Raw genomic sequence first — 12,298 nt, forward strand, 5'->3', positions numbered from 1 at the left:
GTTATTCTCCTAGTCTGCTGCCTACTAAGATTTTCGATCCTGCACCTCTGTAAAACTCTTCAGATGTCATTTTCGTTTTACCAGCGGGTTGCAATTCTTTTATCTTAATAGCCGTTTCATTACCGGTTGATACGATGATACCATCAGATTCATTTTTAATAATCGTGCCAGGCACCGCATTTTTTTCTCCCATAATTTTCTCAGATCGCCATACTTTTACAGTCTGGCCATCTAGAGTTGTAAAGGCAACAGGCCATGGATTTAGGCCGCGAATATGATTATAAATTTCTTCACCCGTTTTGGCCCAGTCGATTTTTTCCTGCTCCCTTTTAATGTTATAAGCAAATGTTGCTTCCTCATTATTTTGAGGTTTTGGAGTTAATTGATTTTTTAGCAGTTTAGGAAGTGTTTCAGATAAAAGGTGCGCCCCTGCTTCACTTAGTTTGCTATGAAGAGTTCCAACATTATCTTCTTCGGTAATCTCTACCTCTACCCGTGTTAAAATATCACCTGCATCCAGCTTCTCGACCATATACATTATGGTTATACCTGTTTTCTTCTTTCCTTGGATTAGCGCATAATGAATAGGTGCTCCACCACGAAGTTCTGGAAGAAGTGAAGCATGAACATTAATGCAACCATGAGTAGGAGCTTCTAAAATTTCATTTGGCAATATTTGTCCAAAAGCAGCTGTAATGATTAAATCAGGTTTTAATGCTACTATCTTTTCCAACTCATCTTTTTGACGGATTTTTTCAGGCTGATAGACGGGGATTCCATGCTTTATTGCTTCAACTTTAACTGGTGGCGGTGTTAGGGTTTTTTTTCTTCCAACCGGCCTGTCTGGCTGGGTAACCACACCAATCACTTCATAACCGTCCTCGATAACTTTTCGTAACACAGGTACAGAAAAGTCAGGTGTACCCATAAACACGATTTTCGTCATTCTCTTTCTACTCCTTTTAATTCATCTTCCGTGAGATATCGGTTAACTTTAGTGGTAAATAATATCCCGTCTAAATGGTCAATTTCATGTTGAATCGCTCTTGCGAGAAATTCCTCGGCTTCTAGTTTATATTTTTTACCTCGGCGGTCATATGCTTCGATCATGACATAATTTGGTCTTGTCACTTCACCAAAAAGATCTGGGAAACTTAAACAGCCTTCTGGACCAGTTTGCTCGCCAGATGTTTCTACTATGCTAGGATTGATCATTTCAATAGTTCCTTGCTCATTATCTATATCGACAATGGCAATCCTTGCATCGATGCCAATTTGCGGGGCAGCCAGACCGACACCATCGTATTCAATCATCGTGTCATACATATCATCAAGTAATTTTGCCAGTTTTTTATTATATTTCATAACTGGTCTGCATTTTTTTTCAAGTATCTCTGCTGGGTAGGTAACGATTTTTTGTATTGCCAAAAGTGTTCCTCCATCTGATCATAGTTGTCTGTTTTTTATCTCTAGTTGTCATTACTTACATTTTCACCTAAATAACCTTATCATAACCTTTTATATCAACGATTTTTACACATGTTACATTAAAATAAATGGGTTAACGTCTATAGAAACGAGTAAACCACTTTTTTGATCCGCTTGGTATTGGTCAAGTATCGTTTTTAAGGTTTTCGTGAGCTCTGGTTCTCGCTTATATTTAATTAGACAATGATAGCGATATCGATTATTAATTCGAGGTATAGGTGATGCAGCAGGTCCAAGGACAACTGCATGGTTCGATAGGCGTGACCTTACAAAAGCCGCAATTTTTTCCGTTGCTGTGACCACAGCCATTAACTGTTCATGACTGATGGTTATTAACGCCAAATAATAATAAGGTGGGTAGTGATGAGCCTTTCTCATCATCATTTCCCTATTATAGAAAAGATCAAAATCCTGTGTTCCGGCCAGCTCTACACTGTAATGTTCAGGGGTATACGTTTGAATAATGACTTCGCCAGGTAATTCATGGCGCCCTGCCCTTCCACTTACTTGTGTTAATAATTGAAACGTTTTTTCAGATGACCGAAAATCAGGTAAATGGAGCATTGTGTCAGCTGAGAGAACACCAACAAGTGTGATGTTTGGAAAATCCAACCCTTTCGCAATCATTTGTGTACCTAAAAGAATATCTGCTTTTCCTTCATGAAATTCCTTTAATAATCTTTCATGCGCTCCCTTTTTTCCTGTTGTATCCACATCCATCCGAATCACTTTAGCCTCTGGAAGAATTTTACCAAGCTCATCCTCAACCTTTTGTGTCCCGGTACCAAAATAGCGGATATAATCACTTGAACACTCTGGGCATTGATGGGGGACATGGCACTCGTATCCGCAATAATGACATTTCATTTGTTCTTTAACTCTGTGATAGGTTAAAGAAATATCACAATTAGGGCAATTCATTACATACCCACAATCTCTGCACATGACAAAAGAAGAATGTCCGCGTTTATTTAAAAATAATACTGACTGTTCTTTTCTATCAATTCTCTCCTTTAGCAATTCAAATAACTTGCGTGAAAACATGGAGCGATTCCCTGCTCTTAGTTCTTCACGCATATCAATAATCTCTACCGCAGGAAGTGCTCTCTTATTCATTCTGTTTGGAAGAGACAATAATTTGTATACCCCTTTTTGCGCTCTTGCAAAAGACTCGAGAGCTGGTGTCGCACTCCCAAGTACGACCGGACAGTTGTTTTTTTGAGCGCGTTCGATCGCAACCTCTCGTGCATGGTAGCGAGGCATTTCTTCCTGCTTGTAACTTGTTTCATGTTCTTCATCAATTATGATGATACCCAAATTTTCAAATGGAGCAAAAATTGCAGATCTAGCACCGACGACAACTTTAACTTCTTTTCTCTGGATCTTCCGCCATTCATCATATTTTTCACCAGCTGAAAGTCCACTGTGCAATACAGCTACTAAGTTGCCAAACCGGCCTTTAAAACGATTTACCATTTGTGGAGTTAGTGCAATTTCTGGAACAAGGACAATTGCTTCTCGCCCTTTTTCGATTACATTCTGAATCGATTGTAGGTATATTTCCGTTTTTCCGCTGCCAGTTACACCATAAAGTAAAAAGACATTATAGAGGTTATTTTCAATTGAATCTAGGATTGGCCCAATTGCTCTTTGCTGATCTGGAGTTAATGGCAACGGATCAGTACGAGTAAAAGTCCGGTTTTCATAGGGATCACGATAAACTTCCATGTACTGCTCGGAAAGGTATTCCTTTTCTATAAGCGCTTTTACTGTTGCAGCTGAAATTTTTAAATCTGCGAGCAAATGGCGCATTTCAATTGGTTCTGGATTCTTAACAAAATACCTTAATACGTCTTTTTGCTTTTCAGCTCGTTGTGGCAGGGAATTAAGTTCAGCTTCTAAGTCCGCAGCCGGGAGGAGCGGACTAACCACCTTTAATTGCTTTTTCTTTAGCTTTTCTTTAACAATATAAATAACTTCTAAATGGCCCTTCGTTGCTTCTCTTTGGAGCATTGGACCTAGACCCATTTTCAAGGCATCTTCCCAAAGTATTACTTCCTGATCCTTAAGAATCTCTTGAAGCTGAATTGGTAATACACTTGCCTTTGTACCTAATGAGAGCTTAACTTTCTTTTCATATTTCGCCTTTAAGGCAGCAGGCAGCATCGCCTGAAATGCATAAATTTTATAGCATAATGTATTTTCAGTCAGCCATTTACCTAGCTCGAGTAATTCCTGGTTAAGAACAGGTTCTAAGTCCATCGGCTCACAAATCTCACGGAGCTTTTTGAATTCTGATTCCGCTTTTAGCTCGGTTACAAATCCTTGGATTTTCCTAGGACCAAAAGGAACAATCACTCTCATTCCCGGTTGAATGGTGTCGACCCATTCTGCAGGAATTAAATAATCAAACGACCTGTCTGTTTGTTTGGCTGGTACATCCACCACAACACTAGCGATTTTCATTTTCGTTCCAATTCCTTTGGTAATGCGGCAATTTCATCGATAATCTTTTCGGCAACTTCTTTTTTAGACATTAATGGAAGCTCGATCTTACTGCCATCTCTTTTTATTAACGTCACTATGTTTGTATCCATTCCAAATCCTGCGCCATCTGATTTTATATTATTTGCAACAATCATATCTGCATTTTTGGTCTGTAGTTTTTTGCTTGCGTATTCTTCAACATTTTCTGTTTCCGCAGCAAACCCAACTAGAATCTGATCCTTCTTTAATGACCCCAGTTCAAATAAAATATCCTTTGTTCGCTCCAGTTCAATAACCTTGTCCCCAGGCTGTTTTTTCATTTTATGATTAAAAGAAACCTTTGGACGGTAATCCGCGACTGCTGCTGTTTTAATAATAATATCCGCACTGTCATAGTGGTTCATCACTTCCCGATACATCTCTTCGGCACTTTCAATCTTAACTACTTCCACACCTGTTGGCGGCGTTAAATGGACAGGTCCACTAACCAATATGACCCTTGCACCTGCATTCCTGGCTGCCTCTGCCAAGGCATACCCCATTTTTCCTGAAGAATGGTTGGTAATAAAACGGACGGGGTCAATCTTTTCTCTTGTTGGACCAGCTGTAATTAAGATATTTTTTCCTTTAAGTTTCAAGGAGTTTTTTTTGAAAAAATGTTGTTGTATCAAATCAACAATTTTTTCGGGTTCCTCTAAACGCCCTTTACCCACATAGCCGCATGCAAGATATCCTTCACTCGGCTCAATAAATTGATAATTGTATGATGATAAAGTTGAAATGTTCTTTTTCACCGCGGGATGGTCATACATATGGACGTTCATGGCTGGTGCAATCCATACTGGCGCAGTCGCTGCAAGTAAGGTGGTTGTAATCATATTATCAGCAATACCGTTGGCAAGCTTAGCGATCGTATTGGCCGTAGCTGGCGCAACCAAGATTAAATCAGCCCAATCGGCTAAATCAATGTGAGCAATTACAGCAGGATTTTTTTCGTCAAAGGTATCCGTATATACTTCATTGCGGGATAACGCCTGAAAAGTTAATGGGGAAACAAACTTGGCTGCAGAATCACTAAGTATCACTTTTACCATTGCACCTGACTGAACAAGTTTGCTTGTTAATGCGGCTGCTTTATATACAGCTATTCCACCTGTTACGCATAATAATATCTTTTTATTCATCGTCAACTATCCCCCACTTCAAATCCATGAGTATCTATTCTTTTATTATGCTAGAAACACATAATTTTTTCACCTTTTACAACTTTTTTTCGACAAAAATTGTCTTTTTTATTACCTGTAATAAACTTGATTGTTGATTTGAGCTCCATGCGCTACGCTTTCCGCGGGCGGTCCGGGAAGCCTCCTCGGCGCTGAAGCGCCTGCGGGGTCTCCCCCTGCCCCGTCCTCCTGCAGGAGTCTTGCGCCTTCCGCAAAAATCAACATAGTTATAAAATCAACATTTACCTTTAACACAGCCTTTAAGAAAAATAAAAAGGCTGACATCACGTTGCTGTCAGACCTTTCTGATTATTACTTGCCTATATTGCTGTCTTTTCCGTAGATAGCACCGGTTTCTGACTTTTTTGGTACCCGATAGGTAAGTTCTCCGCTATAGATTTCCTCTAAAGCTTTTCCTACATGTTTATAGGAAACATATTTTGGTAATCTTTCATCATGTGTTTGCTGCATAGACCGGGCACGCTTTGCTGCAACGGAAACAAGAGAGTATTTTGAATCAATTTTATTAAGTAACGAATCAATCGAAGGATATAACATTTATTCAACCTCCAGTAATTTTTTATAGCGGTGTTCTACACGTTCTCTGCGGCAATGTTCAGCGACTACGATTGCTTTCACTCGTTCGCATGCCAACTCAACCTGGTCATTTTCTACTACGTAATCGTATAATTCCATCATTTCAATTTCTTCGCGTGCAGATAACATCCGATTATTGATTAACTCTTCTGTTTCTGTCCCTCTAGTAACAATCCGATTCTTTAACTCGGAAAGACTAGGGGGCATAAGGAAGATAAACAACCCTTCAGGAAATTTCTCCCTGACTTGTCGCGCACCCTTTACTTCGATTTCTAAAAATACGTCTTTGCCAGCATTTAAAGTTTCTCGGACATAATCCACAGGTGTTCCATAATAATTCCCAACGAATTCTGCGTATTCTAATAGTTTCCCTTGTTCAATTAATGTTTCAAATTCTTCTCGAGATTTAAAGAAGTAATCTACTCCATTCACTTCACCTGGGCGAGGTACACGTGTTGTTGCTGATATTGAATATTCAAACGCCGTGTCCGGATGAGAAAATATCTCTTTTCTAACTGTTCCTTTTCCGACACCAGATGGACCAGAAAATACGATTAGCAATCCTTTTTCCTGCATTTACAATAATCCTACCCTTCATCCATAATTTCATCACGGTCTGCCAGTCGATGAGCAACCGTTTCGGGTTGTACCGCAGAGAGAATAACATGGTCACTATCCATGACAATTACTGCACGAGTACGTCTTCCGTATGTAGCATCAATCAATGAACCCCGATCTCGGGCATCTTGGATAATCCGTTTTATCGGAGCGGATTCAGGGCTTACAATTGAAATTATCCGATTGGCAGATACGATATTTCCAAATCCAATATTAATCAATTTAATCGACATGATTATCATCCAATCATCAATAATATATTTTTGCCTTGTCAAACACTTCCTAAACACTTTTATTCAATATTTTGAACTTGTTCTTTCAACTTCTCAAGCAAGCTTTTGATATCGACCACTTTTTTAGTTATCGTTGAGTCATTTGCTTTTGAACCAATCGTATTGGCTTCCCTATTCATTTCTTGAACAAGGAAATCAAGCTTTCTTCCAATCGTCTCTTGATCGTTTAATGTTTGAGTAAATTGCTGTACATGGCTTTTTAATCTTGTTAATTCTTCATTGATATCCATTTTATCAGCAAATATTGCAACTTCGATCAACACACGCGATTCATCAAATTGTCCTTGGATGAGTTCCTCAATTTTTTTCATTAATCGTTCTTTATAGGCTGTGACCACTGAGGGAGCATGATCTTTAAGTTCTTCGATATGTGCATCCAATTGAAGTAAAGAGTTATCTAGATCCTTTCTTAGCTCTTCACCCTCTGCTACTCGCATTTGTTTACATTGTAAAACAGCTTCTTCTGTTGCTTTTAATACTAGATTTTCTAATTCTTCGTTGCCTGCATCAAGTTCTTCAATATGTATAAATTCATTACGAGTCAATAATTCTTGAAGCGTTACCTTTCCTTCAATATTGAATTTATCACGTGCTTGATTGATAAACAGGTAGTACTCTTCGAGCAGCTTCCAATCAACATGTACTTTCCGAGTAACCGTTGCTTCCCCTTCTATCATGATAAAAACTTCAGCTCTGCCCCGACGGAGATGCTCATTTACTTTTTTCTTAATCTTATCTTCAATCTTAACTAGCTGTCTAGGCATCCGAACATTTATTTCACTAAATCGATGGTTAACTGTTTTTACTTCTACATTCACAGAAAAAGAGGCTGAAACAATCCTGCTTCTTCCAAAGCCCGTCATACTTATAACCATTAAGTACACTCCAATCTACCTGAAGATGAGCAGTTATTATATGTAAAGTATATTATTGGCAACTAACAAAAGGTAATAGAGTCACCTCTACTACCTTTTGGATTATATCACACTTTATTTTGTTTTTCTTAACAAAAATGATCCGGCTAGTAAAAAAGTTGGAATTGATGACAGTCCAATGATCAAAAGCCAGTCTTTTACAAGGATTGGCAAGGTATGAAAGATTGGTTGGAAAGGCGGGTAGTATATTACGATCAGCAACAGTACAAGCGATGAAATGACTGCCCAGACAAGATATTGGTTTCCAAATGGGTTTCTTGATAACACAGACTTCTCACTTCTACAATCAAATACATGAATGAGCTGAGCCATAACAAGTGTTGCAAAAGCAATCGTTTGTGCATATTCAAGATTAGCTGGAATATTGTCATAGACAATGATAAAAGCTAATAGCGTTACGATTCCTATGAGGAAACCCCTTGAAACTACTTTCCAACCTAACCCTCTGGCAAAGACACCTTCATTTGGACTACGTGGTTTGCGCTTCATTACATCCTCTTCTGGCCGGTCCAGCCCTAAAGCCATTGCTGGCAGACCATCTGTCACTAAATTAACCCAAAGTATTTGAATCGGAACGAGAGGAAGTGGAAGTGCTAATAACATAGCAAACAACATCACCAATATTTCACCTACATTAGATGCAAGTAAGTAGCGGACAAATTTTCGTATATTTTCATAAATATTCCTGCCTTCTACAATGGCAGATTTTATCGTAGCAAAATTATCATCTAGTAAAACAAGTGAAGATGCTTCTTTTGCCACATCTGTTCCCGTAATCCCCATCGCAACGCCGATATCAGCAGCTTTAATGGCAGGTGCGTCATTTACTCCATCCCCCGTCATCGCTACAATATGACCTCTATTTTGTAAAGCCTTGACGATTTTCAATTTATGTTCGGGTGATACTCGAGCAAATACGGAAACGTCATCTACAACTTCTTCAAGCTCATCAACCGACATCATTGATAAAGCATTTCCATCAAGAACCTTGCTTTTTTTGGTTAAAATCCCGAGCTGCGCTGCAATGGCCTTTGCTGTAATGACATGATCACCAGTAATCATTACCGTTTTTATACCAGCCTCATTACACTCCTTTACAGCGGTCTTCACTTCTGGTCGAGGCGGATCAATCATCCCTTGAACACCAATAAACGTTAATTTCTTCTCGGCTTCCTGTTCGCTAAGAATTACCGTATTCCCTGGAATCGGTTTAAAGGCAATAGCAATCGTTCTAAGCGCTTGGAAAGCGAGGTTATTGATTGCCTCCTGAACCTGACTTTGGACATTCTGGCTCAAGTATTGTGTTTTGCTATCCCAGAGAATGGATTCACTCTTGCCAATAATTACATCCGGTGCACCTTTGGTTACAATGAAATTCCTGCCTTGTTTATCTTTTACATGCATACTCATCATTTTTCTGACAGAATCAAAGGGAAATTCCTTGATGATGGTGAATTCATCTAATAAATTTGTCCGGTCTAACCCAGCCTTCATAGCACTAACGAGTAACGCACCTTCTGTTGGGTCTCCATCAAGAATGTAGTCTTCATCTTTCATGACCAATTCTGAATGATTACAGATCATCCCAAAGACAAGCATTTGCTGCAAAGCTTTCTCATCTTTTGGATGAACACGAGTATTATCACGGTAAAAATAACCCTGCGGCTGATAGCCAACACCATCAACTGTCCAGGTGTTACCACCGCTCCATAAATGGGTAACGGTCATTTTGTTTTGGGTCATTGTCCCCGTTTTATCAGAACAAATAATAGAAGCACAGCCTAGTGTTTCTACTGCTGGCAGCTTCCTAACAATGGCGTTTTTCTTGATCATTTTTTGGACTCCAAGCGACAATGCAACCGTTACGATTGCCGGTAATCCTTCTGGTATCGCCGCAACAGCTAGTGAAACACCTGCTAGGAACATCGTATAAAGTTCATGCCCCTGTAATACACCAATCGCAACAACAAGAACAGTTAGTAATAAAGCAACGGTTATTAAAATTTTTCCCAACTGTTCCAAACGACGCTGCAAAGGAGTTTCCTGGGTTTCTGCATTTTGGAGTAAGTCAGCAATCTGCCCCATTGCTGTTTTCATGCCCGTTGCAATGACTACCCCTACGCCGCTGCCCCGAGTAATCATCGTGCCCATGAAGCCGATATTTTCCATATCACCTATTCCAGGGTTAATCGTTTTTAAACTATCGATATGCTTTGAAACTGGTACAGACTCTCCAGTAAGCGCTGATTCTTCTAGCTCTAAGCTTCTGGATTCGATAATCCGAACATCCGCTCCAATTCTATCTCCAGTTGAAAATTTAATAATATCTCCAGGGACAATCTCTTTAGAAAGGATTTTCACCCACAGTCCTGCCCGTAATACAGACACCTGTGGAGCGGATAATTCTTTTAGTGCCTCCAGGGATTTCTCTGCTCTTCTTTCTTGATAGAAGCCTAAAATCCCGTTAATTATCACGATTGCAATAATCGCGATTGCGTCAATATACTCACCTAACAATCCAGATAATAACGTGGCTGCAAGCAGGACTAGAACCATAAAATCTTTAAATTGACTAAAAAATAAGAGTAAAGCAGATTGCTTTTCTCCTTCCTTCAATTCATTAAGCCCATGTTGGGCTATCCGTTTCTTTACAACTTCTGGTGATAACCCAGCAGAAAAGTCGGTATCTAAGACCTTTTCTACTTGATTTATCTCCATCTCATGGAATTTCATCCGACCATCTCACTTCCCCCTTAATTGTCTAAGACTTACTTAAAGAAAGCTTATTCAGCCTCGTCCAAAAAAATGCTATGATAATTAAGACAAGTTATGATAACTGAATGAACATTTTAAAATGAGACATACTCTAACTTTGTAAGCTATACTAGAGGAATAAATATGTTTGAAGTAAAGGATGTTTTCCATGTCATTTGATGGTTTATTTACAAAAGCAATGGTTGCTGAACTCGCGCACACCTTAAAGGGTGGTAGAATTAATAAAGTCCATCAGCCTTATAAAAATGAAGTAATTCTAACAATCCGTGCAAATGGAGTAAATCAAAAATTATTATTTTCTGCACACCCTAGCTATGCAAGGGTACAGCTTACAAATGAAGCCTATGAAAACCCGAGTGAACCGCCAATGTTCTGCATGCTGCTAAGAAAGCATATTGAGGGCTACATTTTAGAGGATGTTTATCAGTTTGAAAATGATCGGATGATTATTTTTGAAATAAAAGGGCGAAATGAAATCGGTGATGTTAGCTACAAACAATTAATTATTGAAATAATGGGCAGGCACAGTAACATCATCCTAGTAGATAAAACCCGTAACATTATTCTCGACAGCGTTAAACACGTTTCGTTTGCAGTAAACAGTCACCGAGCGATACTACCTGGTCAGCCCTATATATATCCGCCAGAACAAAATAAACAAAATCCATTTTCAGCAGTTGAAGATGATGTATTGAGGAAAATTGATTTTAATAGCGGCAAGGTAGACCGGCAAATCGTCGAGCAATTTGCTGGAACCTCACCACTATTTGCAAAAGAAGTTATTTTCCAATGTGGGATTGCCAATCGAGTAACAATCCCCACTACATTTATTCAAATGATTCAAAGAATTGACAAGGGTCAATTAGATCCTGCCATCATGGCAACTGGGAATAAAGAAGTGTTTTACCTTTTTCCACTTGAGCATGTAAAAGGAGAAGTAAAAAGCTTTTCAACTCTTAGCGAAATGCTTGACCGTTTTTATTTTGGGAAAGCTGAACGAGACCGAGTAAAACAGCAAGGACATGATATTGAGCGGCTGATTTTGAATGAAAAAGAAAAGAATGAGAAGAAAATTGAAAAATTATCCGATACATTAAGAGAGGCTGAGAAAGCCGATCAGCTCCAGCGCTACGGCGAACTATTGACAGCAAATCTTTATGCTGCCAAAAAAGGGATGAAAGAAATTGAAGTAATTGATTATTATGATGAAACGGGTGGCACAGTTGCGATTCTCTTGGATCCGAGGAAGACACCATCAGAAAATGCACAAAAGTATTTTTCTAAATACCAGAAGGCAAAAAATTCAGTTTCCATCGTAATCGAACAAATTGAAAAGGCCCGTGAGGAAGTCATTTACTTTGAAAATTTACTTCAACAGGTGCAGTCGGCTTCCCCTAAGGACATTCAAGAAATTCGCGAAGAACTAATTGAAGGCGGTTATATCCGCAGCAGGCAAAAAAGAAATGCGAAAAAGATTTCCAATGCCAAACCGATTCTTGACTATTACCTTTCTTCTGATGGTACCGAGATTATTGTTGGTAAAAATAATAAGCAAAATGATTATTTAACCAATAAACTTGCTGCTAGAGATGAAATTTGGCTTCATACAAAGGACATCCCTGGTTCCCATGTTGTTATTCGCAGTAAAGAACCATCTGAAACAACTATTCATGAAGCAGCAATTTTAGCAGCTTATTATAGTAAAGCTCGAAACTCAAGCTCTGTACCTGTTGATTTTACAAAAGTCCGGTATGTAAAAAAACCGAACGGAGCTAAGCCTGGTTTTGTTATCTATGATAATCAGCAAACAGTTTATGTTACACCTGAAGAGGAAATCGTTCTAAAACTTAAGAAAAAATAAAATTTGCCCCGGTTTTCCGGG

General features: G+C 39.0%; 10 protein-coding genes. 1 reads left to right on the forward strand and 9 read right to left on the reverse strand.

Annotated features, from left to right (window positions below; genetic code table 11):
• Position 1: 1 nt before the first annotated feature.
• The 9 genes from fmt to BLR86_RS02605 form a co-directional block, all read right to left on the reverse strand.
• Positions 2-946 carry a methionyl-tRNA formyltransferase gene (gene fmt, locus BLR86_RS02560; RefSeq protein WP_090758068.1) on the reverse strand — a complete coding sequence of 315 codons (945 nt, stop codon included), beginning with the start codon at positions 944-946 and terminating at the stop codon, positions 2-4.
• Positions 943-1,428 (reverse strand): peptide deformylase, encoded by a 486-nt coding sequence (gene def, locus BLR86_RS02565; RefSeq protein ID WP_090758069.1) that lies wholly within the window; start codon positions 1,426-1,428, stop codon positions 943-945. Before def ends, fmt begins: the two co-directional genes overlap by 4 nt.
• Positions 1,429-1,542: 114 nt before the next feature.
• A complete protein-coding gene (gene priA / locus BLR86_RS02570) occupies positions 1,543-3,954 on the reverse strand; it encodes a primosomal protein N' (protein WP_090758070.1) in 2,412 nt (803 codons plus the stop codon).
• The gene (gene coaBC / locus BLR86_RS02575) at positions 3,951-5,165 is read right to left on the reverse strand and encodes a bifunctional phosphopantothenoylcysteine decarboxylase/phosphopantothenate--cysteine ligase CoaBC (protein ID WP_090758071.1); all 1,215 of its coding nucleotides are present in this window, start codon (positions 5,163-5,165) and stop codon (positions 3,951-3,953) included. The genes priA and coaBC overlap by 4 nt, the downstream gene beginning before the upstream one ends.
• Positions 5,166-5,510: 345 nt before the next feature.
• On the reverse strand, positions 5,511-5,756 hold the full coding sequence (gene rpoZ / locus BLR86_RS02585; protein ID WP_090758072.1) for a DNA-directed RNA polymerase subunit omega: 246 nt from the start codon (positions 5,754-5,756) through the stop codon (positions 5,511-5,513).
• On the reverse strand, positions 5,757-6,371 hold the full coding sequence (gene gmk / locus BLR86_RS02590; protein ID WP_090758073.1) for a guanylate kinase: 615 nt from the start codon (positions 6,369-6,371) through the stop codon (positions 5,757-5,759).
• A gap of 11 nt (positions 6,372-6,382) precedes the next feature.
• Complete coding sequence (gene remA, locus BLR86_RS02595) at positions 6,383-6,646, reverse strand: extracellular matrix/biofilm regulator RemA (RefSeq protein ID WP_090758253.1); 264 nt, start codon at positions 6,644-6,646, stop codon at positions 6,383-6,385.
• Between the two features lie 59 nt (positions 6,647-6,705).
• Positions 6,706-7,581, reverse strand: a complete 876-nt coding sequence (locus BLR86_RS02600; protein ID WP_090758074.1) for a YicC/YloC family endoribonuclease — start codon at positions 7,579-7,581, stop codon at positions 6,706-6,708.
• Between the two features lie 114 nt (positions 7,582-7,695).
• Positions 7,696-10,374 carry a calcium-translocating P-type ATPase, SERCA-type gene (locus BLR86_RS02605; protein WP_090758075.1) on the reverse strand — a complete coding sequence of 893 codons (2,679 nt, stop codon included), beginning with the start codon at positions 10,372-10,374 and terminating at the stop codon, positions 7,696-7,698.
• A gap of 190 nt (positions 10,375-10,564) precedes the next feature.
• Between BLR86_RS02605 and BLR86_RS02610 the strand changes: the two genes are divergently transcribed.
• Positions 10,565-12,277 (forward strand): Rqc2 family fibronectin-binding protein, encoded by a 1,713-nt coding sequence (locus BLR86_RS02610; protein ID WP_090758076.1) that lies wholly within the window; start codon positions 10,565-10,567, stop codon positions 12,275-12,277.
• Positions 12,278-12,298: the final 21 nt, after the last annotated feature.

Origin of the sequence: Bacillus sp. OK048 (assembly GCF_900103525.1) — a bacterium.
GTDB lineage: Bacteria > Bacillota > Bacilli > Bacillales > Cytobacillaceae > Neobacillus.

What these genes read in the sequence shown, in the direction of transcription:
- fmt (WP_090758068.1), bottom strand. Translation starts at nt 946, where the DNA reads ATGACGAAAATCGTGTTTATGGGTACACCTGACTTTTCTGTACCTGTG.
- priA (WP_090758070.1), bottom strand. Translation starts at nt 3,954, where the DNA reads ATGAAAATCGCTAGTGTTGTGGTGGATGTACCAGCCAAACAAACAGAC.
- rpoZ (WP_090758072.1), bottom strand. Translation starts at nt 5,756, where the DNA reads ATGTTATATCCTTCGATTGATTCGTTACTTAATAAAATTGATTCAAAA.
- gmk (WP_090758073.1), bottom strand. Translation starts at nt 6,371, where the DNA reads ATGCAGGAAAAAGGATTGCTAATCGTATTTTCTGGTCCATCTGGTGTC.
- remA (WP_090758253.1), bottom strand. Translation starts at nt 6,646, where the DNA reads ATGTCGATTAAATTGATTAATATTGGATTTGGAAATATCGTATCTGCC.
- BLR86_RS02600 (WP_090758074.1), bottom strand. Translation starts at nt 7,581, where the DNA reads ATGGTTATAAGTATGACGGGCTTTGGAAGAAGCAGGATTGTTTCAGCC.
- BLR86_RS02605 (WP_090758075.1), bottom strand. Translation starts at nt 10,374, where the DNA reads ATGAAATTCCATGAGATGGAGATAAATCAAGTAGAAAAGGTCTTAGAT.
- BLR86_RS02610 (WP_090758076.1), top strand. Translation starts at nt 10,565, where the DNA reads ATGTCATTTGATGGTTTATTTACAAAAGCAATGGTTGCTGAACTCGCG.